Source organism: Sulfitobacter sp. UBA1132 (genome assembly GCF_002311545.1).
Classification (GTDB): Bacteria; Pseudomonadota; Alphaproteobacteria; order Rhodobacterales; family Rhodobacteraceae; genus Sulfitobacter; species Sulfitobacter pontiacus.
In genome coordinates, this window is sequence record NZ_DCAN01000021.1 from 40,755 (window position 1) to 63,736 (window position 22,982).

The following is a 22,982-nucleotide window of genomic DNA, read 5'->3' on the forward strand; positions in this document are numbered from 1 at the left end:
GCGGTCTGGTCGATTAGGTTTAGCGTGTCGGCCAAATCTGACAGGAGAACCCCATGAGCTTTGACGAAATCATCGACCGGCGTGGCACCCATTGCGCGAAATGGGACAAGATGGAGCCGATCTACGGCGTCCCCGCGGATACTGGCATTGCCATGTGGGTTGCGGATATGGATTTCCGCCCGCCTCAGGTGGTTCAAACCGCGCTGCAAGATATGTTGGACCATGGTGTCTATGGCTACTTCGGCGATGACAGCAAATATCTGGGTGCCATCCAATGGTGGATGGAGAATCGACACGGCTGGAAAGTCGCGCCCGAGTGGATTTTTACCACGCACGGCTTGGTTAACGGAACCGCGATGTGTGTCGACGCCTTCACCAAGCCCGGGGACGGAGTTGTCCTGTTCACACCGGTTTACCACGCCTTTGCGCGTGTGATCTCCGCCGCAGGGCGGCAGGTGGTCGAATGCGAAATGGCGATAGAAGGCGGCCAGTATACGCTCGATTTCGATGCCTATGACGCGCAAATGACGGGCAACGAGACGATGCTGGTGTTCTGTTCCCCCCATAACCCGGGCGGGCGTGTTTGGAGCAGGTCAGAGTTGGAGCAGGTCGCAGCCTTTGCCAAACGCCATGACCTTGTCCTCGTCTCGGACGAGATTCACCATGATCTGGTGATGCCCGGTCATACCCACATTCCAATGGCCCTGATCGATGGCGTGACCGATCGGTTGGTCATGATGACCGCGACGACCAAAACCTTTAACATTGCCGGTTCCCACTCAGGCAACGTGATCATCCCCGATCCGAAGCTCCGCGAAACCTTTGCGGCACGCGTTGCAGCGATGGGGCTTTCGCCAAACTCCTTCGGTCTGTTTATGGCGACCGCAGCCTATTCGCCAGAAGGGGCCGCATGGGTTGATGATCTGGTCAGCTATCTGGACGGCAACCGGCAGATCTTTGACGCTGCGATAAAGGACATTCCCGGGCTGCAATCCATGTCGCTTCAATCAACCTACCTTGCTTGGGTCGATTTCAGCGGGACCGGAATGGACAGATCAGAGTTCACCCAACGGGTCGAAAACTCCGCTGGGATTGCTGCAAACCACGGGCCAACTTTTGGCAAGGGCGGGGAAAGCTTCCTGAGGTTCAACATCGCCACCCCGCGCGCTCGGGTAGAAGAAGCCTGCAACCGTCTGCGCGAGGCGTTCAAAGACCTGCAATAAAATCAATGCGGTGCGTCGACGGTGATCAAGCCCGCCGGCGCATCTGCAGACTGTTCGAAATCCAGCGCCGCAGACTTCGCGACACGGGTCGCGCGCTTAAAATCAAACAACATTTCGCCGCCCTCTTGCTCTACCGCGACGATCAAGCATTGAAACAGATGCGCCGCGCCATCGAATAAATCGACCCGACCGCGCAACTGCGGTGCCGTCTGCGCATCAAGCGAGAAGCCGGTGTCCCAATAACGCAGGACCTTATGTTCGACCCCGTCCGCGTGTACCCGCAACCGCGACGATTTTCGCAGGCTATCCACCCGTGCGGCATCCAGCCCGGCCTGAATGTCTTTCGGCAATATGGCTTCCACAGTTTCCTCCCTCCAAAGGCTTCCAACATGAAGCGTGACGTGCTGGGATTCAAAATCAAGTGCGCCCCAAGAATTTATTCGACGTGCATCAACGCAGCCCCCCTGTGCGTCGCGTGCTATGGCCTTTCGCCCGTCTGAACTTACCTTGAACACAAACAAGTAAAGGAGTGGTGTATGGGACTGCTGATCGACGGAGAATGGCGCGATAAATGGTACGATACGGAGTCTACCGGAGGTAAGTTTGAACGCTCCACCTCCAAATTTCGCAACTGGGTCACAGCGGACGGCAGCGCGGGCCCGTCAGGAAAATCAGGCTTTCAGGCTCAATCAGGGCGGTATCACCTCTACGTCAGCTATGCCTGCCCTTGGGCACATCGCGCACTGATTTTCCGCGCGCTGAAAGACCTTACCGACCATATCAGCGTGTCGGTCGTACACCCCGATATGATGGAAGACGGCTGGACTTTCGCAACAGATTTCCATGGCGCGACCGGAGACACCCTCTTTGGCAGTGACTTTTTGCGTGACATTTATATCAAAGCCGATCCAAATTTCACAGGCCGCGTCACGGTGCCTGTGCTTTGGGACAAGGCGCAGAACACGATCGTATCGAACGAATCGGCCGAGATCATTCGCATGTTCAACAGTGCGTTTAATGAAATCACCGGCAATACTGATGATTATTGGCCGACTGACCTGCGCGAACAAATCGCCGACATCAACGAACGCGTTTACGAGACCGTTAACAATGGTGTCTACAAGGCCGGGTTCGCGACGTCTCAAGATGCCTATGACGACGCGGTCCATCCGCTTTTTGACAGTTTGACGTGGCTCGAGAGCATCCTCGAAAACAACCGTTTTCTCGCGGGCGACAAGTTGACCGAGGCCGACTGGCGGCTGTTCACGACCCTCGCGCGCTTTGACCTCGTGTATCACACCCATTTCAAGTGCAACCATAAGCGCCTTACCGATTACCCGAACCTTTGGGCCTATACGCGGCAACTTTATCAACACGCTGATATCGCCGAGACCATTCATTTTGATCACATTGTTCGGCACTACCATTTCAGTCAGATCACGGTGAACCCGCATCAGATCATCCCGATTAACCCGAAGGTCGATTTCACCGCCCCACATGGGCGCGATTAGGGACACGGGCGTTAGGCCACCAGCGTTTCTGCCTTCTTCAAATCGACAGAGACCAGCTGGCTGACGCCCTGTTCCGCCATGGTGACGCCGAACAGCCGATCCATTCGCGCCATGGTGACAGCATGGTGCGTGATGATCAAAAAGCGCGTGTCAGTCTGTCGGCACATCTCGTCCAACAGGTCACAAAAGCGCGTCACATTCGCATCATCCAAAGGCGCGTCAACCTCGTCCAACACACAAATCGGCGCAGGGTTCGCAAGGAACACTGCAAAAATCAGCGCCATCGCGGTCAAGGTCTGTTCGCCCCCCGACAATAGGCTAAGCGTGCTAAGCTTTTTGCCCGGCGGTTGGCACATAATCTCCAACCCCGCCTCCAGAGGATCGTCCGATTCGACCATTACAAGGTTGGCCACACCCCCGTTAAAAAGATGTTTAAACAGCATAGAGAAATTGCTGTTCACCTCTTCGAATGCGGTCAGCAAGCGTTCACGGCCTTCTTTGTTCAGGCTCGCGATACCGCTGCGCAATGTCCGGATCGCCTCGGTCAAATCCGCCTTTTCGCCAACCAAAGTGTCGTGTTCCGCCTGAACCTCTTTCGCGTCTTCCTCGGCACGCAAGTTCACAGCACCCAAGGCTTCGCGCTGTCCCTTCAAACGGCTCAGCTGGCTTTCAAGAACCTCGACATCTGACATCTCATCTGCATTGATCTTAAGTGTCTCTGCCAGCGCTTCGGGGGTCGTGTCGCGTTCTTCATCAATGCGCTCTGCGGCAAGACTTACCGTTTCCTTCGCCGCATCCGCGCGCGCCTCTGCCCGCGCCCGCGCCTCGCGCGCCTCCGACGCCAAGCGCTCTGCGTCACGCTCAGCCAATGTCGTTTCGCGCAAATCAGCTTCCCCGGTAGACAACTCTGCGCTGGCCGTCTGCTTGCGGGTCTCTGCCGCAGAAATTGCGCCCGTCAACTCTTCACGTTTCGCCGCGATCTCTGCGGGGGCAGAGCTCGCTTCGGTCAATTCTCTTTCCGACGCTTCTTTACGCTCAAGAAGCTCGGCGCTGCGTTTTCCCGCCGTGTCCAGGCGGTTCCGCCAGCCGCCCAATTCCTTGGCGACATCCTGGGCACGTCTCTCGCGCGCGGTGCCCTCGCGACGCAGTTCGTCCAGCGCAGAACGCCTCGTCATCATCGCGATGCGCGCGCCTTCAACGGTCTGTCGCAACATCTCCACATCGGCGCGGGCACTTGATACGTCGTCAAGTGCGGCAATCGCATTCTCTGCCTCCGACACCAAACGTCGACCCACGATCGCCTCTTCCTCGTGGCGGGCGACGGCCAATCCCAAACTGTCCAACCGGCTCTCCGCCAGGTTCCGATCCGCCTCAGCCCGGCTTAGGGCCCGTCCTGCATCCGCAACAGCACGGTCTGCATCGCGCCGCAGCGCCCGCGCATTTTTGTCTGCCTCTGCCTGAGCAAGCAGAAGCTTTTGCAATGTTTCATGTGCATCACGCGCAGCCTCTGCCCGTTGATTCGTTTGCTCTAACCCCTGCTTGAGTACCTCTAAACGGTTAATTTGTTGCAAACGAAGCGCGGCGGCCGAGGGCGCATCCTCCGCCCACGCCCGGAAACCATCCCACCGCCACAAATCGCCCTCTGGCGAGACGAGACGCTGGCCCGGCAGCAGCAGCGGTTGAAGCCGCGTGCCGTCGTCCGCGTCGACCAGACCAATCTGGCTCATCCGGCGGTTCAGAACGTCAGGCACCGAGACATGCGCCGTCAGCGAGGTGATCCCCTCGGGTAGCGGCTGGACCGTTGAATAGGCAGGTAAATATGCCCACCCCGAGGGTCCGTCGGCATCGACATCCGGGGCGCGCAGATCATCGGCCAGGGCAGCACCAAGCGCTTTTTCAAACCCGTGCTCGACCTGCAGGCGGTCCAGAATTTGACCACCCTCGGCGGTGTCACGCTCTACCAGCTTCGCCAGCGCGCCTGCTTCGGCGCGAATGGCGTTCAGTTCGCCCTCGGCCTCTGACCGTTCGGCACGGGCATCTGCTTCGCGACTTTGCGTGGCAGCGCGGTCGTCCTCCGCCTTTTGCAAGGCTTCCTCGGCAGCGACAGAGGCCGCATGCGCCTGCGTCTCTGCAGCTTGAGCGGCGCTGAAATCGGCGTTTGCCTTCTCGAGTGCGGCGGCACTCTGCGCGACGGCGGCACGCGCTTTATCCGCTTCCGCTTCCGATCGTTGAAGCGTCTTGCGGTGATCGTTCAGCAAACGTTCGGCAGAGCTGTGACGCGCGACCAAACGGGCGACATCCTCGGTCAGCTTCGACAGATCCGCTTCCTGTTTTTCGAGCACGCCGGCGGCCTCTTTCGCGCGCTCTGCCGCCTCCGCGACCGCAGCTTCATGGCCCTCGCCCGCATCCGAAAGGTCACGTTCTTCCCGCTCCAACCGCGTGATCGTTTCTTCGGCGTCACGGTTTAGCTCACCTTCGCGATCCAGATCACGGGTCAACTGCGCGATGCGTTTGGTCAAGGCGTCAATCGCGGCCCGGGCGCGGTTTTCCTGATCGCTCAAGGTATCGCGCTGCACGCCAAGCCGCTGCACGATCGCAGCCGCGATCGCTTCTTCCTCACGCAGGGGCGGCAAAGCCTCTTCCGCTTTTTGCCGTGCCACAGTGGCCTGACGCACGGCTTTTTCCGCCTCGGCGGCGGTGGCCATCTGGCTGCGCAGCGCTTCGGCCGTCGTTTGACGCGCATCCTCAGCCACGCGCCAGCGCCGATACAGCAGCACCCCTTCGGTCCGGCGCAGGGCATCCCCGATATCGCGATAACGCGCAGCCTGACGGGCCTGGCGCGCCAATTGCGAAAGCTGACCGGCAAGCTGTTCAACCACATCGTCGACGCGCGCAAGGTTGGCTTCGGTACCATTCAGCTTCAGCTCAGCCTCGTGACGGCGGGCATAAAGCCCCGAAATACCCGCGGCTTCTTCGAGAATACGGCGCCGGTTCTTCGGTTTGGCGTTGATCAGTTCCGAAATCTGGCCTTGGCGTACCAACGCTGGCGAATGGGCTCCCGTTGATGCGTCGGCAAACAGCATTTGCACATCGCGCGCGCGCACATCCTTTCCAGCCGCCTTGTAGGCGCTACCGACATCACGGGTGATCCGCCGGATGATTTCGATGCTATCACCGTCGTTAAACCCAGCCGGCGCGAGACGTTCGGAGTTGTCGATATGCAACGCGACTTCGGCGAAGTTCTTGGCCGGACGAGAGGACGCGCCGGCGAAAATCACATCTTCCATACCGCCACCGCGCATAGCGGTCGGACGGTTTTCGCCCATCACCCAACGGAGCGCTTCAAGCAGGTTGGACTTGCCGCAACCATTCGGGCCAACAACGCCGGTTAGACCATCCGAGATGATCAGATCAGTGGGGTCTACAAAGCTTTTAAAGCCTGTCAGCCTGAGTTTGGAAAACCGCAATGTTCGTGCCCGCCTGATTCTTATGGATAGCCAGAATTGCGGATCATCGGGTTTAGAGTCAACGCGACCCCGCTAGGTAGAGCGGGAAGTAGCCGCCTTATCCACAAGATATTGTTATTCTATGCCTGTTATCGCGTTCCCCTTTCGCTATGGTTGTTTGACGGTTCTACCCCTCACCCGCAGTCCAGCTTCCCGACGGCAAGCGCTTGATCCCCCACGACATGCGTGACCTCGCACCCGCTGACCTGCGCCATCGCCCGCGCCGCGCGGTCGCGGATTGGGCCGAAGCGGGGGGCGTATTCCATATTGGTGCGTATCGCTTCAGCCTGATTGCCGTTAACGCGCACGTCAAAGTCGGAACCATCCACCGTTACTGCAGTGGCAGGCAGGCCGCTGAAATTCGCGCTCGGCATGTTGCAGCCCGTGACAAACACCATCACGAAGGCGCACAGCAAAACGGTAAGGAATCGCGTATCTATCATCATGAGCCCATCTAACGCGCTGCACACTAAGCAAGTGTTAATGCGGACTAACCTTTTGCAGAAAAACAATCGCGTTGCCGCCCCGCCCCTCCGGTCATATAATTTGACCAATCCAAGGAAACGCCGATGCCCTTTCATCCTATCGCCTCCGAAAAACTGTCAGCCGCTGTCGTAAGGCAGGTGGAACAGTTAATCCTGCGTGGAATTCTGCGGCCCGGCGAACGGCTACCCGCCGAACGGGAGCTGGCGGATCGTCTCGCCGTTTCGCGCCCCTCGCTTCGGGATGCTATTGCCCAGCTTCAGGCCAGCGGATTGCTGACCGCAAAGCCTGGCGCGGGGGTCTATGTCGCCGATGTGCTTGGCAGCGCGTTCTCCCCTGCCCTGACAGAGCTTTTTGCACGCCACGACGAAGCCGTGTTCGACTATCTTTCGTTCCGCCGCGATATGGAAGGGCTTGCAGCCGAGCGGGCTGCGCGGCTTGGCTCTGATACCGACCTTGGGGTCATTCAGGCGGTTTTCGACAAGATGGAAGCCGCACATCAGAAGCGTAACGCGGATGACGAAGCGCAACTGGACGCGCAGTTTCACATGGCGATCACAGAGGCGAGCCATAACGTCGTTATGCTGCATATGATGCGGTCGATGTATGATCTGCTGCGTGGCGGCGTGTTCTACAATCGCGAAGTCATGTTCAAGCAGCGCACAACGCGCACCGCCCTGCTGGATCAACATCGCGCAATCAACGACGCATTACAGGCACGTGATCCCGCCGCAGCACAAGCCGCAGTAGAGGCGCATCTGACCTATGTTGAAAATGCGCTGCGCGATCATCAAAAGGCCGAGCGGAACGAAGATGTCGCGCGACAACGTCTTCAACACGAGACGAACACCTAGCCCAACGTAAAAAGGCCCCGGTCAATACCGAGGCCTTTCAAAGTCAGTTCGTTAAAACTTAGTGAAGCTTTGCGTCGACTTCCGCAATTGCACTGTCGATCAATGCATTGCCTTCCGCGGCTGTCATCTTCTTGGCGATAACATCCTTGGCAGCGGCAATGGCCACGATAACAGCTTGATCGCGGACTTCTTTAACGGCAGCAGCCTGAGCGGAGTCAATCTGCTCTTCGGCGGCGGCCATACGGCGCGCGATGGATTTCTCCAAGTCGGCACGTGCCTGATCCGCGGCTTCGTTCGCTTCGGCCTTGGCCGATGTCACGATACGGTCCGCTTGCTCTTTCACTTCCTGCTGCTTGCGTTCGTAGCTGGCAAGAAGCGTCTGCGCTTCTTCACGCAGCGCACGGGCTTCGTCCAGTTCGGACTTGATGCCTTCGGCGCGGCCGTCGAGCATGCTGCCCATAATCTTTGGCACTTTGAAATAGATCAAAACACCTACGAAAAGCAGGAAAGCCAGCAGGACGATAAAGTCCGTATTGCGCAGCGAAAAGAACACGTCACCAGCTGCAAAAGCAGGGGAGGCGACCAGGCCGGCGATGAGGGCTGAGAAGGTCAAACGCATGGCTTATCCTTTCATCCGGGCATCGACGGCCGCGGAAATTGTTTTCGCGTCAGCAGAGCCACCGACGGCGGCGACGATTGCCTCGGCTGTGTCTTTGGCAACAGCTTCAACGTTCTCCATCGCGGAGGCGCGGATTTCGCTGATCGCTTTTTCGGACTCGGCGGATTTGGCGGCGATCTCAGCGTCTGCCTTGGCAATCGCTTTGTCCAGATCGGCCTGAATGTCGGCTTTCGCGGCGGCGATGATCTGCTGTGCTTCTGCACGGGCGTCGATCAAGGCTTTGTCGTAAGCGGCCTCTGCTTCCGTCGCTTTGACCTTCAGGTCTTCGGCGGCGGCAATGTCATTGGTGATGGTGCCCTGGCGTTCCGCCAGAACAGCGCCGATGCGTGGCAGGGCAACGCGCGACAGAATAAAGTAAATTGCGACCAGAGCGACGATAAGCCAGAAAATCTGGTTGCCGAACCAATCAATGCAAAGCTGTGGCATACCAATGGCGCTGCCAAATTCGTTGACACATGTGCCAGCGATTTCCCTAGTAATCGGTTCCGTCGCCATAGCGGGCTCCTGTCAAAGCGTGGAAGTCTTTCGGGCAGCGCGCCATAGCGCACTGCCCGAAGCGTAAGGACGTAGGTGTCTTAAGCTTAGACAGCGAACATCAGCAGCAGAGCGACGAGGAACGAGAAGATCCCCAGGGCTTCTGCAAAGGCGATGCCGATGAACAGAGTTGCTGTTTGACCAGCAGCAGCAGATGGGTTGCGCAGTGCGCCAGCCAGGTAGTTGCCTGCAACGTTGCCCACACCGATGGCTGCGCCACCCATGCCGAATGCTGTCAGACCTGCGCCAATGAATTGGCCCATTTGTGCGAGTTCGCCTTCCATGTCATTTCTCCTTACAATGGAATTTTGGTGATTGGTCAGGCGGGAATATCCCGCCTTGGTGTTAGTGGTGTGGGTGCAATGCGTCTTTCAGATAAACGCATGTGAGGATCGCGAAAACATATGCCTGGATGAAGGAAACCAACACCTCGAGACCATACATCGCCGTGATCGCAAGAACCGAGAAGGGGGCGATGGCAGCAAGTGCCGCGAAGCCCGCGAAAACCTTGATCACGGCGTGACCCGCCATCATGTTACCCGCAAGACGGATAGAGTGGCTGACCGGACGTACAAAGTACGAGATCAGCTCGATCAAGGCCAGAACCGGACGCAGTGCCAGGGGCGCGCTGCTGACCCAGAACAGGCTCAGGAACGATGCGCCGTTCTTGACGAAACCCAGAATGGTCACACCGAAGAACACGGCAAAGGCCATCACGGCGGTGACCGAGATATGCGATGTCGGGGTAAACGCCATCGGCAGCAGGCCCAGGAAGTTCGAGAAGACGATAAACATGAACAGGGTCATGATGTAGGGGAAGTATTTCACCCCTTCTTTACCGCAGATATCCTCGACCATCTTGTAGATGAAGCCATAGGCCAGTTCAGCGACCGACTGCATGCGCGACGGGATAACCGACCGTTTGGAGGTGCCCAGAACCAGCAGCGCAAAGATCGCCAGAACGGCAACGGCCATCCAGACTGTTGCGTTGGTGATCGTGTACCAGGATACAGCGCCGTCGCCAAAGAATGGCTTGACGATGAACTGATCCATCGGGTGAAAAGCCAAACCGCCTGTTTCTTCGCCGTGTGCTTCTGCCGCCATGTCAGGGCCCTTTTTCTTCATCGGCCACATCGGCCATCTTCTTTTCCTGGATTTCCTGCGCGGAGCGGAGCATCGTCTTCACCCCTGCCGCAAGGCCCAGCATTACAAACAGCACCATGAAAATCGGGAGCGTTCCTAAGAACCAATCCAACGAGTATCCGATGCCAAAACCGATCCCCAGACCGGCGCAAAGTTCGATCACCATCCGCCAGGCCAGCGATGCCTGGGAATAATGCTCATCCGCCCGGGGTTTTGGAGCCTGCGCCCGTTTGGCTGCTTCGATCTTTGCCTCAAGCTGCTTTAGCCGCTGCTGTTGGTCCGGATCGGTCACGCCAAAATCCCTGTTGGATGTGTTGCGCAGTAGCTACTTTCACACCGCTTCAGAGTCAACTCTGTTAGCCGACACCCCAAAGCATTGTAATAAAAAGGTTTTACGCTGAGCCGCGCTTCATATTCAGGTGCAAACTGCCCCCACCCCTTGCAAATTCGCGCGGCAATCATATTCAACCTTTTGGTTAAGCGTGGTTTCCGCTACCTCATAAGAACCGCCCCTACCCGCGCATCAAGGACATCCAGACAGCCGTGCCCCAACCGCCCGCCACACAGCTCGACGCGATTTTTGCCGCGCTCGCCGATCCCACGCGGCGCGCCATTCTGGCGATGCTTCTTGAGGATGATATGGCCGTCACAGACGTCGCCGACCCCTTCGGCATTTCGCTCGCTGCGATATCGAAACATCTGTCGGTGCTGGAACGTGCAGGTCTGATCGTGCAGGAAAAACGCGGGCGGCTCAAATGGTGCAAGCTTGAGCCGGCAGCCCTAAAGGCCCCGTCCGTGTGGATGCAGGGCTTCGGTCAATATGACCCGATCAACCTTGATGACTTTGAAAGGTTTCTGGCCGCCGAAATACGCGAAACGTCAGGGGATGCGGCGCAGAATGATCCGGGGACGCTGGAAGAGTAGATAAATATTGGCCCTCCTGCGACGAGGTTTTACACAGAAGGGCCAAACTTGATGTTATTAAATGACGCCGAACGCAAAGCGCAGGATCGCCAGAACAACAACAATCAAACCGATCAGATAAATAATGCTACGCATTAGAATAGTCCCTTTATAAACTTTATGTGATCTTAACGCTGGATATGTCGGATCGGTTCCCGCCCTTTTGATCAAACCGCTTTGGTATCGTCCCGCAACAGCAGATACAGCGCCACAATCGTCAGCCCGACGCCCCCGAAAACAAGCGGGCCGGGTGCGCCATTGCCCAATGCGACTTCCCACAGAATAACCCAGCTGGGCGTCAGATAGGTATAGGCCATTACCTTGGCCGACGGCAGCCGCAGAGACGCGAATTGCAGCAACACAAAAGTCGCGGCAGACGCAGCGATCGCGACGTAGAGGATGGTGATCCAGACAATCGCGGGCAGCGCGGTCCAGTCCGTCCCCAGCACATCGCGCCAGCCATAGATGAACAGCAACAGACCACCGGCGATCAGCGTGCCCAAGGTGAACACCACCGCCGGCTCTCCGCGGTTCAGCTTGCGCACCATCGGCGTATAAAGCGCATGGCTTACGCAGCCGACGAAATACACCGCTTCGCCATACCCGAGCTCGAACCGCCGCAGCGCGGCCAGATCAGCGCGAAAAATCACCCAAAGCGCGCCGACCGCACCGATGGCCAGCGCCAGCGCCATCCGCCCTGTGGTCACCTGCCGCAACAAGAGCCACCCAAACCCCGCAGCAATCACGGGCGTCAGCGTAAACACCGCCGCCGCACTGACGGGGCGCGCGGTCTTCAACCCCTCGAACATCAGCACGAAATAGACAGCGAAAAGCCCCCCAAGCACCAAATAGCGCCAAGGCGCGCGCGTGGCCCCTTTCGGCACACCTGTCGTCGCAGCGACCGCCACGGCAATCACCATGCCCGCGATCACGAACCGCGCCGCATTCAACGCCGTGGGCGAGATCAGATTGGCCGACAGCGACCCAAGCGAAAACGACCCCGCCACCAGCGCCGAAAATGCCAGCATCGCCAGATGCCCCTGCAGATCAGATCGCATCACAGCCCCGTCTTGACGGCTTTTTTCAGGTACGACAGCAAGGCCTGCACCTTGGGCGTGCGGTGCAGATCAACATGGGTGACCAGCCACAGCATCGAATCCCATTCCGGCAGATGCGGGTGCACCTCGACCAGATCGGGGTTGGCGCGCCCCTCGATCAGATCGACAAACCCGATCCCCGCCGCCTCCAGCACCGCAACGCGGAGCGCGTCTGCATGGAGACCGCGGAAGGAGATCGCATGGGCGGGCACCACCTCGCGCATCCATTTGAAGAAGGGCGCACGCATCTGCGCGTCGTCATGGCCGACAAACCGATGGTTGCCATACTCCTCGACCCCCGACGGCATCCCGAAGGCCGCGATATAGTCCTTATGCGCGAACAGCCCCATCTGGAACTGATAGAACGGCTGCACGACGTTGTCCGGCTGCTCGGGCACCTGCCCCGCGCGGATCGCGATATGCGCCTCACCATACTCCAGCCGGAACAATCGCTCCCCGGTCAGAAAGCGCAGGGTCACATCCGGGTTTTCCCTCTGGAACGCGACCAACAACGGCGTCATCCAGCTTGAAAGCTCCATCAGAGAGGTCACGACCAGCTCGCCCGACACCGCTTCGCCGCGCCCCTTGATGCGACTGGCAAGCTGGCTGAACTGGTCATCCGTGGCAGAGGCCACACGCAGCAGATCCTCGCCCGCCTCCGTCGTCTTGTAGCCGCGCGCGTGCCGTTGGAATAGCTTTACCGACAAACGTCGTTCCAGCGCATCTACATGGCGGATCACCGTCGCATGATGGACACCCAGAACCTCGGCCGCGCCACTGACGGTGCCCATGCGCGCCACCTGATAGGCCGTCTTGATTTCTTCCCAATTGTCCATTCTCGGCCCCTCGTCTGCCCGACTGTGCATTATTGAACACATCACCCGCAGTTTCGCCAGTTGCGTTCGCACGAGCAAGGGTCATGTAAAGGGAAGAAAGTTAACACGAAAGGATATCCTCCCATGTCTATCTTGCGTATCGATTCCTCTGCAAACACCACCAGCTCTGTGACCCGCGGCCTCACCGACCGGATCATCGCACAACTGGGCGACAATGATGTAACCGTCCGCGATCTGGCTCTCGAACCCCTGCCCCAGATCACCGAAACATGGGCCATCGCCCGCGCCACCCCCGAGACAGACCGCACGCCCGAGCAAAGCGAAGCGCTGGTTGAATCCGACAAGCTCGTCGCAGAGCTTCTGGCCGCCGACACCATCGTCATCGGCGCGCCCATCTATAACTTCAGCGTGCCCGCGTCGCTGAAGGCGTGGATCGATCTGGTCGCCCGTGTCGGCGTTACCTTTCGCTATACCGAAAACGGCCCCGAAGGTCTGGTCAAAGGCAAGCGCGTGATCGTGGCGATGGCCTCCGGTGGCGTGCCCGCCGGGTCCGAGGCGGACTTCAACACCGGCTACCTCAAGGCCGTTCTGGGCTTCATGGGCATGACCGACGTGACCATCGTGGCCGCCGACGCGCTGGCAACAGATGCCGAAGGCACCATCGCCCGCGCGAACGAAGCTGTGGATGCGCTCAAGGCAGCATAATCCTCGGGCGGCGCGGCGGGTTGACTCAGACCCGCCGCTCGCCTAAACGATCCGCAATCTCCGGAAGCACCATGTCTTCCGGTCTCTGGCGCGGCCAGAGATCGCCCCCCACCAGCGTGTTACGCCCGTGGGGGCATTTGCGTATTCAACGCGGGCATCCTATCTGAGGGGCACCGCAACCGATCGAAGGGGGCCATGGCCCATGTTTGAGAATCTTTCCGAACGCCTCTCCGGCGTCTTTGACCGTCTCACCAAACAGGGTGCCCTCTCGGAAGAGGATGTGAAAACCGCCCTGCGCGAAGTCCGCGTCGCCCTCCTCGAGGCCGACGTATCCCTGCCCGTCGCGCGTGATTTCGTCAAAGCGGTGCAGGACAAGGCCACCGGTCAGGCCGTCACCAAATCGATCACCCCGGGCCAGCAGGTCGTCAAGATCGTCCACGACGCGCTGATCGACACGCTGAAAGGCGAAGGCGAACCCGGCGCGCTGAAAATTGACAGCCCCCCCGCCCCGATCCTGATGGTCGGTCTGCAAGGCTCCGGTAAAACCACGACCACGGCCAAGCTCGCCAAACGTCTGAAAGACCGCGACGGCAAGCGCGTGCTGATGGCCTCGCTCGACGTGAACCGCCCTGCGGCGATGGAACAGCTGGCGATCCTCGGCGTGCAGATCGGCGTCGATACCCTGCCCATCGTCAAAGGCGAAAACCCCGTCCAGATTGCCAAACGCGCAAAGACGCAGGCATCGATGGGCGGCTACGACGTCTATATGCTCGACACCGCGGGCCGCCTGTCGATCGACGAAGAGCTGATGCGCCAGGTCGAAGCGGTGCGCGATGTCGCCAACCCCCGTGAAACCCTGCTGGTCGTCGATGGTCTCACCGGCCAGGACGCCGTGCAAACCGCGGAAAATTTCAACGACCGCATTGGCATCTCCGGCGTCGTGCTGACCCGTATGGACGGCGACGGCCGCGGCGGTGCTGCGCTGTCGATGCGCGCCGTCACCGGCAAACCCATCAAATTCGTCGGCCTGGGCGAAAAGATGGACGCGCTGGAAACCTTCGAACCCGAACGCATCGCGGGCCGTATCCTTGGCATGGGCGACATCGTCGCCCTGGTCGAGAAAGCGCAAGAAACCATCGAGGCTGAACAAGCCGAAAAGATGATGAAGCGCATGGCCAAAGGTCAGTTCAACATGAACGACCTGAAAATGCAGCTTGAACAGATGCTCAAGATGGGCGGCATGCAAGGCATGATGGGTATGATGCCCGGCATGGGCAAAATGGCGAAACAGGTCGAAGACGCGGGCTTTGACGACAAGATCCTCAAACGCCAGATCGCCCTGATCCAATCCATGACCAAGAAAGAGCGCGCCAACCCCGCGCTGCTTCAAGCCAGCCGCAAAAAGCGCATCGCCAAAGGCGCAGGCATGGAAGTGTCCGAACTCAACAAGCTCATGAAGATGCACCGCCAGATGGGCGACATGATGAAAAAGATGGGCAAAATGGGCAAGGGCGGCATGCTCAAACAAGCGATGAAGGGCATGATGGGCAAAGGCGGCATGCCCGGTGGCATGGACCCGTCCCAGATGGACCCCAAAGCGCTGGAAGCCGCGGCCAAACAGATGGGCGGCAAACTGCCTGGTGGTCTGGGCGGAATAGGCGGCGGTGCCGGCCTGCCCGGCGGCCTCTCCGGTTTCGGGAAAAAGAAATGATCCGCGCTTCATTTTGCCAAATAAACTCCCGCCGGAGGCGCCTGCCCGTGCAACGCGCCCTCCCCTTCGCCGTGAAAGGAGCCGCCGCATGACCGACCCCGTCACCCGCGCCGCCGAGGTTCTGAAAGAACACCGCGCCTCCATCGACCGTCTGGACGCGATCCTGGTCTATACTCTGGGCGAGCGGTTCAAACACACGCAGGCTGTGGGGAAACTCAAAGCCGAACACGACCTTCCCCCCTCTGATCCGGACCGCGAAGCGAACCAGATCAAGCGGCTCGAAGATTTGGCGAAAGAGGCTGACCTCGATCCCGAATTCGCCAAGAAGTTTCTGAACTTCATCATCGCTGAAGTCATTCAGCACCACAAACAACACCAATCATAGGTCCGGGCGCGTCCCTGACCCCAGTCTCAACTAAAGGAAACTACCTATGTCCATGAAAATTCGTCTCGCCCGTGGCGGTTCCAAAAAGCGCCCCTTCTACCGCATCGTTGCAGCGGACAGCCGCATGCCACGTGACGGCCGCTTCATCGAGAAGCTGGGCACCTACAACCCGCTGCTGGCAAAAGACAGCGAAGAGCGCGTGAAAATGGACGTCGAGCGCGTTCAATACTGGATCAGCCAGGGCGCGCAGCCAACCGACCGTGTTGCACGCATGCTGGAAGCCGCTGGCGTGAAAGAGAAAACCGAGCGGAACAACCCCAAGAAGGGTACCCCCGGCAAGAAAGCGCAAGAGCGCGTTGAAGAGAAAGCAGCCAAGGCCGCCGCTGCTGCCGAAGCCGCTGCTGCACCTGCAGAAGACGCCGCCGAAGAATAATCGGCACATCCCCCGGCGCGGTTCCTGCCGCGCCGGGGATTTCAGGTATATCCGACAGCCCGCATCTTTGCGCGTGCAGCCTGTCCGATGTACGTGGTACACGAAATGACACGTCCCGCCGCAGCGGCCCGCTCTCATCGGTCCCCTGCGCCCCGCCCCTGGACCAGATTGGAAGCTGACAATGTTTCGTCTTTTGCGCCTTCTTCTCATCCTCGGTATCGGTGTCGCCATCGGCATCTGGTTCGAACGCACCCTGATGAAATCGGAGTGCCGCGCGGGCGAGGGTCAGTGGACCGGTACAATTTGCTTAAACTCGGAGCTTTTGCAGTGAGCGATAAAATTTCGGTGGGCGCGATCTCTGGCGCATATGGTGTCCGTGGGGAACTGCGGATCAAAAGCTACTGCGCGGTGCCCGAAGATATCGAAAGCTACAGCCCGCTCTCGAGCGAGGATGGCACGCGCAGCTTCAACCTCGCGCTGGTGCGTCCGGTCAAAAACGGCTTTGTCGCGCGCATCACGGATGTTACCTCTAAAGAGGAGGCCGACGCCTTGCGCGGCACCGTGCTGTTTGCGCAGCGCGACCAGCTGCCGTCGCTGCCCGACGATGAATTCTACCACACCGACCTGATCGGGCTAGAGGTCTATGACACCGGCGGCACGCTGATCGGCAAGGTCAAGACCGTGCAGAACCACGGCGCTGACGATCTGCTGGAAACGCAGCTTGCGGGCAGCGCGCAGACCGTGTTCCTGCCCTTTACGAAGGCGGCGGTGCCCACGGTCGATCTGGCCACGGGCCGCATCATCGCCGACCCGCCCGAGGGCATTCTGCCCGATGCAAAAGACGTCTAAGCCCGTACGAAAGGCCCGCATGACACAGGCCGCGATCACATGAGCACCCCTTCACGCTCCCACGGGCGGCAATCTGTCCGTCCGACGTTCAAGCCGCGCGAGCTGATGCAGGACACACCCGATTACGCCGGCGTCTGGCGGGCCGAGATCGTGACCCTCTTCCCCGAACTATTCCCCGGCGTGCTGGGGGCCAGCCTGACGGGCCGCGCCCTGCAAGAAGGCACATGGCAGCTGCGCACCCATGATCTGCGCGGCTACGGCGTAGGCAAACACCGCAATGTTGACGACACCCCCGCGGGCGGCGGCGCAGGTATGGTCATGCGCGCCGATGTCGTCGGCCCCGCAATCGAGGATGCGATGGCCGGTGCCGCCGGACGCTGGCCGATCCTTTATATGTCTCCACGCGGGCGGCGGTTTGATCAGGCGATGGCGCAGGATCTGGCGACCTGTTCCGGCGTGACCATCCTTTGTGGCCGTTTCGAGGGTGTCGACGAGCGTGTGATCGACCATTACGGCATCACCGAAGTCTCCCTCGGCGATTTTGTCATGACCGGCGGAGAGTTGGCCGCGCAAGCCATGATCGACGCCACCGTGCGGCTCTTGCCCGGTGTCTTGGGCAACGCCGACAGCGTGGTCGAGGAAAGCCATTCCTCTGGCCTGCTGGAACACCCGCAATACACCCGCCCCGCCGAATGGAAAGACCGCCCCATTCCGCCGGTTCTCATGTCCGGCAACCATGGCGAAATTGCCAAATGGCGGCAGGCCCAGTCAGAAACCCTGACAGAAAAACGACGCCCCGACATGTGGGCGACATATACGTCCAAGAAGTGACCCCCACGGAAGGCAGACCATGACAGACCTGACCCGCACCCTTGATCACGCCCGCATTGATGAGCTGCCGAACCCCTATTTCGGCAAGGTGCGTGACTGCTACGACCTGCCCGACGACCGGCGCATCCTGATTTCCTCTGACCGTATTTCAGCTTTTGACCGTATCCTCACCTCCATCCCGTTCAAGGGTCAGGTGTTGACCCAGACCGCGCGGTTCTGGTTCGACAACACCTCCGACATCTGCCCCAACCACGTGCTCGACTACCCCGACCCCAATGTGGTGATCGGCAAGCATCTGACCATCCTGCCCGTAGAGATCGTCGTGCGCGGCTATCTCGCCGGCTCCACAGGGACATCGGTGCTGACGCTATACAAGAAAGGTGAACGGGAGATGTACGGCCACCGCTTCCCCGATGGCCTACGCGACAATCAGGCGCTGCCCGCGCCGATCATCACCCCCACCTCCAAGGAATTCGACGGCGGACACGATGCTCCGCTGACCGCCCAAGAGATCGTAACCCAAGGGCTGTTGACCCAGGCGCAATGGGACCAGATCAGCGACATCGCCCTGAAACTCTTTGCCCGCGGTCAGGAAATGGCGGCGAAAAACGGGCTGATCCTCGTGGACACAAAATATGAATTCGGCACCGATGCGCAGGGCAATATCCTGCTGGCCGATGAAATCCACACCCCCGACAGCTCGCGGTTCTGGCTCGCCGAAGGCTATGACGCCGCGTTGGAAAACGGCACACGCCCGCCGTCCTTCGACAAGGATGTGATCCGGTCCTGGGTCGATGCCCGCTGCGACCCCTATCACGATGACATCCCCGAAATCCCCGCCGACCTGATCGCCGCCACCTCACAAGTCTATATCGACGCGTTCGAGGCGATTACCGGCCAACGTTTCGTCCCCGATCTGGAGGGCGACACCGTGCTGGACCGCGTGCGGCACAATCTGCGCCCCTATTTCACCGGCTGAAAACATGCGCGCGTACGGGTGATACGCTCTTGATCTGAAGGGGCATCCCGCCTATACGACGCGCAAGTCTGGAATCGCGCATGTGCGGCTCCAGTCTTTTCTGCATCCGCAGATGACAAGCAAAGATGACCCTACCTTCGATGGGACGCCACGGCGGGCCCGCCAGACAGACCGAAGCTATTGGATCGCACAAAACTTCGTGGACTAACCGCGAGCATTCATAGGAGACGATCAGATGAACCTGATTGCACAGATCGAGGCGGAACAAATCGCCGAACTGGGGAAAGAAATCCCAGACTTCCGCGCCGGCGACACCATCCGCGTGGGCTTTAAAGTGACCGAAGGTACACGTACCCGCGTTCAGAACTACGAAGGCGTCTGCATTGCACGCAACAACGGCCACGGCATTGCCGGTTCGTTCACCGTGCGCAAGATTTCCTTTGGTGAAGGCGTAGAGCGCGTATTCCCGCTGCACTCCACCAACATCGAAAGCATCACCGTTGTCCGTCGTGGCCGTGTGCGTCGTGCGAAACTGTACTACCTGCGCTCGCGTCGTGGTAAGTCGGCACGTATCGTTGAAAACGTACACTACAAGCCAAAATCTGGCGCGAACGCGTAAGGAGAGCTGTCATGAAAGCCGATACACACCCCGATTACCACACCATCAACGTCAAGATGACAGATGGCACCGTTGTGGAAATGAAATCGACCTACGGCAAAGAAGGCGACCAACTGGCGCTGGATATTGACCCCTCCGTGCACCCTGCATGGAACGGCGGCACATCCCGCCTGATGGATACCGGCGGCCGCGTGTCCAAGTTCAAAAACAAATACGCAGGTCTGGGCTTCTAAACCCTTTCCATTGCGGAACTCAGAAATGGCGTGTCCTCGCGGGCGCGCCATTTTTCGTTTCACGACTGTGACTTAGCCCGAGGTGCGACATCGCGTCCTTGCCCAAGGGTCAGGTCACATTTTACGGAACAAAGCGGCGGCTGTTTAGGTTTTGGAAAGCAACTAGGGCCCATAGTCTTCTCAGCCCTCCACGAAAGGTTCGCTGATGCCCGCTTTCCCGCTCTCTACCCCACCCCGACCGCCTCGCGGTGCCAACAGCGGCAAGGCCCCGCGCGCGCAGGCTGATCCCGCCCCCCTCCCGGCCGAGGATTTGACCGCGGCCCGCGATCTGGTCGCCCGTGGCAGCTATGCGCAGGCGCTGGTGCTTGCTGGCGCGCTGGAACGTCTGCACGGGCCCCATGATGCGCTGACCCAGATCGCCGCCGATTGCCGCGCCCATCTGGATGTAACCCAGGATACCGCCGTCGCCATCGACACCGGCGGCATGGGCGCGCACACCCCGCCGCTGCGCCGATCGGGCTAGCAGGCACTGCGCTTGCACGGCGCGTTCCTGCGGGTGAATTTCGCAACAATAACCACAATCTAGAGCCACAAACGCTTTCAAAAGCGCCATCGCTGCCATATGGTTTTTCCCAATGTGACCCCGATAAAAACGGGGAGTGAAAGGGACAAAAGGCAATGGCGCATATCATCGTCGTCGGGAATGAAAAAGGCGGGGCGGGGAAATCCACCGTTTCGATGCATGTGGCAACAGCCCTTGCACGGATGGGGCATAAGACCAGCGTGCTGGATCTGGACCTGCGCCAGCGCACCTTCGGGCGCTATGTCGACAACCGTAAATCCTTCCTCGCCAGTGCCGAGCTTGACCTCCCCTCGCCCGAGATGCACGAATTGCCAGAGATCGAGGCAAGCAGCCTGCAGCCCGGCGAAAACATCTATGACCATCGCCTCAGCGCCGCCGTGGCAGAGCTTGAACCGACGTCCGATTTCATCCTGATCGACTGCCCGGGGTCCCACACCCGTCTCAGCCAGGTGGCACATTCGCTCGCCGACACGCTAATCACGCCGCTGAACGACAGCTTTATCGATTTCGATCTGCTGGCGCGCACCGATGCTATGGGCGACAAGATCACCGGCCCCTCTGTCTATTCCGAAATGGTCTGGAACGCGCGGCAGTTGCGGGCTCAGGCGGGCCTTGCCCCGATCGACTGGATCGTTGTGCGCAACCGCATGGGCGCGCAGCGCATGGTGAACAAGGACAAGATGGAACGCGCCATCGCCAACCTGAGCAAACGCATCGGGTTCCGCATTGCCCCCGGTTTTAACGAACGCGTCATCTTCCGCGAGCTTTTCCCCCGTGGCCTGACCCTGCTCGACCTCAAGGATATCGGCGTCAAGCAGCTGAACATTTCGAATGTCGCGGCACGGCAAGAGCTGCGCGACCTGATGAAAGCGCTGGACCTACCCGGCGTCGACATCAACTTTTGAACCTGCGCGCGGGGGCATGTGCCCCCGGTCGCCCTCCCCGTCGCCCTCCCCGTCGCCCTCCCCGTCGCCCTCCGCCCTCCCGACAGCCCGCTGTCAGCCCACGCTGCCCTGTCCCGCCGCCAGTTTGACCAGCAACCGCTTCAGCGTCTCCCGCTCCGCCGCCGTTAAATCCGCCGTCAGACGCGCGTCATAGGCCTTTGCCACCTCGTAAAGATGCTCATAGGCCGCGCGCCCCTGTGTCGTCAGCGACAGCATCTCGGTCCGCCGGTCCTGATCCCCGCGCAGCCGCGTGACGAACCGTCGCTCTGTCAGCTTTTGCACCGCACGGCTGATCTTGGTTTTATGCATATTCGCCCGCTGCCCGATATCGCTGGCCGTCATCTCGCCATAAAGCCCCAGATGAAACAGCACCCGCCACTCGGTCCGCAGCATACCGTAGCGATCTTTATAGGTGCGCTGAAACGCCAGACTGCTCGCTTCCGCTGCCTGATTTAGAAGGTAGGGCAGGAAATGGGTCAGCTCGAAATTCTGGTCTGGCATCAGGGCAATCGCTTGTTAGTTACACAAAGGACTATTACCAACGAAGCAGATTTTGCAAGGTAGCTTTCCCGCACCCGCAGCGACACGCAAGGAACACCGATGACATTGCTGACCTCTTGGGTTGAAAGCGCGAACAGCGCCGACACCGACTTCCCGCTCAACAACCTGCCGTACGGTGTGTTTTCCACCGACACGCTCGAACCGCGCTGTGGCGTGGCGATCGGGGATATGGTGCTCGACATGGCCGCGGTAGAGGCCGAAGACCTGATCCTGCTCCACTTCGATCCTGTCTTCGATGTGCCCTATTGGAATGACGTCATGGATCTGGGCCCCGACGCATGGGCCACCCTGCGCGACCGCCTGACCGACCTGCTGGCAACCGGCAGCCCCGACCAGGCCAAGGTCGCCCCGCATCTTGTCCCCATTGCTGACATCCGCCTGCACATGCCGATTGTCGTCTCGGAATACACCGATTTCTACGCGGGCCGGCACCATGCCACCAACGTCGGCACCATGTTTCGGGGCGCGGAAAACGCGCTGCCCCCGAACTGGCTGCATATGCCCATCGGATACAACGGTCGCGCCTCGACCGTTGTCGTCTCTGGTACCGACATCCGGCGGCCCAACGGGCAAATCAAACCGGCGGAAGCCGAGACCCCGCATTTCGGCCCCAGCCAGCGCCTTGATATCGAGCTCGAGATGGGGGCTATCGTCGGCACCTCCACCGATATGGGCGACACCCCCAGCGTGGCCGAAGCGGACGAGATGATCTTTGGCTATGTGCTGCTGAACGATTGGTCCGCGCGCGACATTCAAGCGTGGGAGTATCAACCGCTCGGGCCGTTTCAGGCCAAGGCCTTCGCCACCAGCATCTCTCCGTGGATCGTGACGAAAGCGGCGCTTGAACCCTTCCGCGCCTCCACGCCCGAGCGCGAGGTTGATCTGCTGCCCTATCTGGCAGAGCCGAAACCGATGCTCTACGACATTGACCTATCTGTGATCATTCAGCCCGATGGCGGCGAACAACAGGTCATCGCGCGTACCAATTACAACACGATGTATTATTCCGCCCCGCAACAACTGGCGCATCACGCGGCGTCGGGCTGCGCGATGAACGCGGGCGATCTGCTCGGCTCCGGCACCATATCCGGCCCCGACAAAGATGCCCGCGGCAGCCTGCTCGAACTCAGCTGGGGCGGCGCGGAACCGATCGCGCTGAACGATGGCACCACCCGCAGCTTTGTGCAGGACGGGGATACGATGATCCTGACCGGCCACGCCGCAGGCGACGGGTATCGCATCGGCTTCGGGGCTTGCGCCGGTACGATCCTCCTCGCGAAACCCACGCCATAACCGCGCTTCATTTTGCCAGATAAACTC

At 59.7% G+C, this 22,982-nt stretch carries 28 protein-coding genes; 17 read left to right on the top strand and 11 right to left on the bottom strand.

All coding sequences use genetic code 11. The features are described from left to right. Nucleotides 1-53: 53 nt before the first annotated feature. Entirely contained in the window at nucleotides 54-1,223 is a 1,170-nt protein-coding gene (locus tag B4F27_RS17015) for a MalY/PatB family protein (protein WP_286760250.1), read from the top strand. A 2-nt stretch (nucleotides 1,224-1,225) separates the two neighbouring features. Here the strand turns inward: B4F27_RS17015 and B4F27_RS17020 are convergent, their stop codons facing one another. Next, complete coding sequence (locus B4F27_RS17020; RefSeq protein ID WP_286760251.1) at nucleotides 1,226-1,585, bottom strand: hypothetical protein; 360 nt, start codon at nucleotides 1,583-1,585, stop codon at nucleotides 1,226-1,228. Between the two features lie 174 nt (nucleotides 1,586-1,759). Between B4F27_RS17020 and B4F27_RS17025 the strand changes: the two genes are divergently transcribed. Then, nucleotides 1,760-2,734 carry a glutathione S-transferase family protein gene (locus B4F27_RS17025; RefSeq protein ID WP_286760252.1) on the top strand — a complete coding sequence of 325 codons (975 nt, stop codon included), beginning with the start codon at nucleotides 1,760-1,762 and terminating at the stop codon, nucleotides 2,732-2,734. 11 nt (nucleotides 2,735-2,745) lie between these two features. Here the strand turns inward: B4F27_RS17025 and smc are convergent, their stop codons facing one another. Continuing rightward, nucleotides 2,746-6,201 carry a chromosome segregation protein SMC gene (gene smc / locus B4F27_RS17030; RefSeq protein WP_286760253.1) on the bottom strand — a complete coding sequence of 1,152 codons (3,456 nt, stop codon included), beginning with the start codon at nucleotides 6,199-6,201 and terminating at the stop codon, nucleotides 2,746-2,748. Nucleotides 6,202-6,374: 173 nt separating this feature from the next. Further along, nucleotides 6,375-6,683, bottom strand: a complete 309-nt coding sequence (locus B4F27_RS17035) for a hypothetical protein (RefSeq protein ID WP_286760254.1) — start codon at nucleotides 6,681-6,683, stop codon at nucleotides 6,375-6,377. Nucleotides 6,684-6,809: 126 nt separating this feature from the next. Between B4F27_RS17035 and B4F27_RS17040 the strand changes: the two genes are divergently transcribed. Beyond that, nucleotides 6,810-7,577 carry an FCD domain-containing protein gene (locus B4F27_RS17040; protein ID WP_286760255.1) on the top strand — a complete coding sequence of 256 codons (768 nt, stop codon included), beginning with the start codon at nucleotides 6,810-6,812 and terminating at the stop codon, nucleotides 7,575-7,577. A gap of 58 nt (nucleotides 7,578-7,635) precedes the next feature. On the opposite strand, the gene B4F27_RS17045 is transcribed toward B4F27_RS17040, so the two are convergent. The 5 genes from B4F27_RS17045 to B4F27_RS17065 form a co-directional block, all read right to left on the bottom strand. Further along, nucleotides 7,636-8,196: a F0F1 ATP synthase subunit B gene (locus B4F27_RS17045; RefSeq protein ID WP_286760256.1), complete on the bottom strand. Its 561-nt coding sequence runs from the start codon at nucleotides 8,194-8,196 to the stop codon at nucleotides 7,636-7,638. Nucleotides 8,197-8,199: 3 nt separating this feature from the next. Further along, on the bottom strand, nucleotides 8,200-8,751 hold the full coding sequence (locus B4F27_RS17050) for a F0F1 ATP synthase subunit B' (protein ID WP_005849969.1): 552 nt from the start codon (nucleotides 8,749-8,751) through the stop codon (nucleotides 8,200-8,202). An 86-nt stretch (nucleotides 8,752-8,837) separates the two neighbouring features. Further along, nucleotides 8,838-9,074 carry a F0F1 ATP synthase subunit C gene (locus B4F27_RS17055; protein ID WP_005849971.1) on the bottom strand — a complete coding sequence of 79 codons (237 nt, stop codon included), beginning with the start codon at nucleotides 9,072-9,074 and terminating at the stop codon, nucleotides 8,838-8,840. Nucleotides 9,075-9,135: 61 nt separating this feature from the next. Then, a complete protein-coding gene (locus tag B4F27_RS17060) occupies nucleotides 9,136-9,894 on the bottom strand; it encodes a F0F1 ATP synthase subunit A (protein ID WP_237277710.1) in 759 nt (252 codons plus the stop codon). A 1-nt stretch (nucleotide 9,895) separates the two neighbouring features. Then, nucleotides 9,896-10,225 carry an AtpZ/AtpI family protein gene (locus B4F27_RS17065; protein WP_005849975.1) on the bottom strand — a complete coding sequence of 110 codons (330 nt, stop codon included), beginning with the start codon at nucleotides 10,223-10,225 and terminating at the stop codon, nucleotides 9,896-9,898. Nucleotides 10,226-10,476: 251 nt separating this feature from the next. On the opposite strand from B4F27_RS17065, the gene B4F27_RS17070 reads away from it, so the two are divergent. Next, complete coding sequence (locus B4F27_RS17070) at nucleotides 10,477-10,857, top strand: ArsR/SmtB family transcription factor (RefSeq protein WP_074637233.1); 381 nt, start codon at nucleotides 10,477-10,479, stop codon at nucleotides 10,855-10,857. A 206-nt stretch (nucleotides 10,858-11,063) separates the two neighbouring features. On the opposite strand, the gene B4F27_RS17075 is transcribed toward B4F27_RS17070, so the two are convergent. Both B4F27_RS17075 and B4F27_RS17080 read right to left on the bottom strand, forming a co-directional pair. After that, a complete protein-coding gene (locus tag B4F27_RS17075; RefSeq protein ID WP_286760257.1) occupies nucleotides 11,064-11,954 on the bottom strand; it encodes a DMT family transporter in 891 nt (296 codons plus the stop codon). Then, nucleotides 11,954-12,829 carry a LysR family transcriptional regulator gene (locus B4F27_RS17080; RefSeq protein WP_005849981.1) on the bottom strand — a complete coding sequence of 292 codons (876 nt, stop codon included), beginning with the start codon at nucleotides 12,827-12,829 and terminating at the stop codon, nucleotides 11,954-11,956. The genes B4F27_RS17075 and B4F27_RS17080 overlap by 1 nt, the downstream gene beginning before the upstream one ends. Before the next feature lie 123 nt (nucleotides 12,830-12,952). Between B4F27_RS17080 and B4F27_RS17085 the strand changes: the two genes are divergently transcribed. From B4F27_RS17085 to B4F27_RS17140, 12 genes are all read left to right on the top strand, one after another. Further along, nucleotides 12,953-13,534 carry an FMN-dependent NADH-azoreductase gene (locus B4F27_RS17085; RefSeq protein WP_005849982.1) on the top strand — a complete coding sequence of 194 codons (582 nt, stop codon included), beginning with the start codon at nucleotides 12,953-12,955 and terminating at the stop codon, nucleotides 13,532-13,534. Nucleotides 13,535-13,736: 202 nt separating this feature from the next. Continuing rightward, nucleotides 13,737-15,245: a signal recognition particle protein gene (gene ffh, locus B4F27_RS17090; protein ID WP_005849983.1), complete on the top strand. Its 1,509-nt coding sequence runs from the start codon at nucleotides 13,737-13,739 to the stop codon at nucleotides 15,243-15,245. Nucleotides 15,246-15,333: 88 nt separating this feature from the next. Next, nucleotides 15,334-15,630 carry a chorismate mutase gene (locus tag B4F27_RS17095; protein ID WP_005849985.1) on the top strand — a complete coding sequence of 99 codons (297 nt, stop codon included), beginning with the start codon at nucleotides 15,334-15,336 and terminating at the stop codon, nucleotides 15,628-15,630. A 46-nt stretch (nucleotides 15,631-15,676) separates the two neighbouring features. Further along, complete coding sequence (rpsP, locus tag B4F27_RS17100) at nucleotides 15,677-16,063, top strand: 30S ribosomal protein S16 (protein WP_005849986.1); 387 nt, start codon at nucleotides 15,677-15,679, stop codon at nucleotides 16,061-16,063. Between the two features lie 181 nt (nucleotides 16,064-16,244). Continuing rightward, nucleotides 16,245-16,394 carry a hypothetical protein gene (locus B4F27_RS17105; RefSeq protein ID WP_005849987.1) on the top strand — a complete coding sequence of 50 codons (150 nt, stop codon included), beginning with the start codon at nucleotides 16,245-16,247 and terminating at the stop codon, nucleotides 16,392-16,394. Continuing rightward, the gene (gene rimM / locus B4F27_RS17110; protein WP_005849988.1) at nucleotides 16,391-16,912 is read left to right on the top strand and encodes a ribosome maturation factor RimM; all 522 of its coding nucleotides are present in this window, start codon (nucleotides 16,391-16,393) and stop codon (nucleotides 16,910-16,912) included. Before B4F27_RS17105 ends, rimM begins: the two co-directional genes overlap by 4 nt. Nucleotides 16,913-16,951: 39 nt before the next feature. Next, nucleotides 16,952-17,743, top strand: a complete 792-nt coding sequence (gene trmD, locus B4F27_RS17115; RefSeq protein WP_286760258.1) for a tRNA (guanosine(37)-N1)-methyltransferase TrmD — start codon at nucleotides 16,952-16,954, stop codon at nucleotides 17,741-17,743. Nucleotides 17,744-17,762: 19 nt separating this feature from the next. Continuing rightward, nucleotides 17,763-18,722 (top strand): phosphoribosylaminoimidazolesuccinocarboxamide synthase, encoded by a 960-nt coding sequence (locus B4F27_RS17120; protein WP_037941237.1) that lies wholly within the window; start codon nucleotides 17,763-17,765, stop codon nucleotides 18,720-18,722. Between the two features lie 235 nt (nucleotides 18,723-18,957). Continuing rightward, nucleotides 18,958-19,341, top strand: coding sequence for a 50S ribosomal protein L19 (gene rplS, locus B4F27_RS17125; RefSeq protein ID WP_005849991.1), 384 nt, complete (start codon nucleotides 18,958-18,960; stop codon nucleotides 19,339-19,341). An 11-nt stretch (nucleotides 19,342-19,352) separates the two neighbouring features. Then, nucleotides 19,353-19,574 carry a 50S ribosomal protein L31 gene (rpmE, locus tag B4F27_RS17130; RefSeq protein WP_005849993.1) on the top strand — a complete coding sequence of 74 codons (222 nt, stop codon included), beginning with the start codon at nucleotides 19,353-19,355 and terminating at the stop codon, nucleotides 19,572-19,574. A 205-nt stretch (nucleotides 19,575-19,779) separates the two neighbouring features. Continuing rightward, nucleotides 19,780-20,097 (top strand): hypothetical protein, encoded by a 318-nt coding sequence (locus B4F27_RS17135; protein ID WP_286760259.1) that lies wholly within the window; start codon nucleotides 19,780-19,782, stop codon nucleotides 20,095-20,097. Between the two features lie 155 nt (nucleotides 20,098-20,252). Continuing rightward, on the top strand, nucleotides 20,253-21,062 hold the full coding sequence (locus tag B4F27_RS17140) for a division plane positioning ATPase MipZ (protein ID WP_005849997.1): 810 nt from the start codon (nucleotides 20,253-20,255) through the stop codon (nucleotides 21,060-21,062). A 93-nt stretch (nucleotides 21,063-21,155) separates the two neighbouring features. Here the strand turns inward: B4F27_RS17140 and B4F27_RS17145 are convergent, their stop codons facing one another. After that, nucleotides 21,156-21,602 carry a MarR family winged helix-turn-helix transcriptional regulator gene (locus tag B4F27_RS17145; protein ID WP_037966814.1) on the bottom strand — a complete coding sequence of 149 codons (447 nt, stop codon included), beginning with the start codon at nucleotides 21,600-21,602 and terminating at the stop codon, nucleotides 21,156-21,158. 99 nt (nucleotides 21,603-21,701) lie between these two features. Here B4F27_RS17145 and fahA point away from each other — a divergent pair, with 99 nt between their 5' ends. Beyond that, nucleotides 21,702-22,955 carry a fumarylacetoacetase gene (fahA, locus tag B4F27_RS17150; RefSeq protein ID WP_074637244.1) on the top strand — a complete coding sequence of 418 codons (1,254 nt, stop codon included), beginning with the start codon at nucleotides 21,702-21,704 and terminating at the stop codon, nucleotides 22,953-22,955. The last annotated feature ends 27 nt before the right edge of the window (nucleotides 22,956-22,982 follow it).

Bases quoted from the DNA above. Each gene is read 5' to 3' on its own strand.
- B4F27_RS17015 (WP_286760250.1), top strand. From the start codon at position 54: ATGAGCTTTGACGAAATCATCGACCGGCGTGGCACCCATTGCGCGAAA.
- B4F27_RS17025 (WP_286760252.1), top strand. From the start codon at position 1,760: ATGGGACTGCTGATCGACGGAGAATGGCGCGATAAATGGTACGATACG.
- B4F27_RS17035 (WP_286760254.1), bottom strand. From the start codon at position 6,683: ATGATAGATACGCGATTCCTTACCGTTTTGCTGTGCGCCTTCGTGATG.
- B4F27_RS17040 (WP_286760255.1), top strand. From the start codon at position 6,810: ATGCCCTTTCATCCTATCGCCTCCGAAAAACTGTCAGCCGCTGTCGTA.
- B4F27_RS17045 (WP_286760256.1), bottom strand. From the start codon at position 8,196: ATGCGTTTGACCTTCTCAGCCCTCATCGCCGGCCTGGTCGCCTCCCCT.
- B4F27_RS17050 (WP_005849969.1), bottom strand. From the start codon at position 8,751: ATGGCGACGGAACCGATTACTAGGGAAATCGCTGGCACATGTGTCAAC.
- B4F27_RS17055 (WP_005849971.1), bottom strand. From the start codon at position 9,074: ATGGAAGGCGAACTCGCACAAATGGGCCAATTCATTGGCGCAGGTCTG.
- B4F27_RS17060 (WP_237277710.1), bottom strand. From the start codon at position 9,894: ATGGCGGCAGAAGCACACGGCGAAGAAACAGGCGGTTTGGCTTTTCAC.
- B4F27_RS17075 (WP_286760257.1), bottom strand. From the start codon at position 11,954: ATGCGATCTGATCTGCAGGGGCATCTGGCGATGCTGGCATTTTCGGCG.
- B4F27_RS17080 (WP_005849981.1), bottom strand. From the start codon at position 12,829: ATGGACAATTGGGAAGAAATCAAGACGGCCTATCAGGTGGCGCGCATG.
- B4F27_RS17085 (WP_005849982.1), top strand. From the start codon at position 12,953: ATGTCTATCTTGCGTATCGATTCCTCTGCAAACACCACCAGCTCTGTG.
- ffh (WP_005849983.1), top strand. From the start codon at position 13,737: ATGTTTGAGAATCTTTCCGAACGCCTCTCCGGCGTCTTTGACCGTCTC.
- B4F27_RS17095 (WP_005849985.1), top strand. From the start codon at position 15,334: ATGACCGACCCCGTCACCCGCGCCGCCGAGGTTCTGAAAGAACACCGC.
- rpsP (WP_005849986.1), top strand. From the start codon at position 15,677: ATGTCCATGAAAATTCGTCTCGCCCGTGGCGGTTCCAAAAAGCGCCCC.
- B4F27_RS17105 (WP_005849987.1), top strand. From the start codon at position 16,245: ATGTTTCGTCTTTTGCGCCTTCTTCTCATCCTCGGTATCGGTGTCGCC.
- trmD (WP_286760258.1), top strand. From the start codon at position 16,952: ATGAGCACCCCTTCACGCTCCCACGGGCGGCAATCTGTCCGTCCGACG.
- B4F27_RS17120 (WP_037941237.1), top strand. From the start codon at position 17,763: ATGACAGACCTGACCCGCACCCTTGATCACGCCCGCATTGATGAGCTG.
- rplS (WP_005849991.1), top strand. From the start codon at position 18,958: ATGAACCTGATTGCACAGATCGAGGCGGAACAAATCGCCGAACTGGGG.
- rpmE (WP_005849993.1), top strand. From the start codon at position 19,353: ATGAAAGCCGATACACACCCCGATTACCACACCATCAACGTCAAGATG.
- B4F27_RS17135 (WP_286760259.1), top strand. From the start codon at position 19,780: ATGCCCGCTTTCCCGCTCTCTACCCCACCCCGACCGCCTCGCGGTGCC.
- B4F27_RS17140 (WP_005849997.1), top strand. From the start codon at position 20,253: ATGGCGCATATCATCGTCGTCGGGAATGAAAAAGGCGGGGCGGGGAAA.
- B4F27_RS17145 (WP_037966814.1), bottom strand. From the start codon at position 21,602: ATGCCAGACCAGAATTTCGAGCTGACCCATTTCCTGCCCTACCTTCTA.
- fahA (WP_074637244.1), top strand. From the start codon at position 21,702: ATGACATTGCTGACCTCTTGGGTTGAAAGCGCGAACAGCGCCGACACC.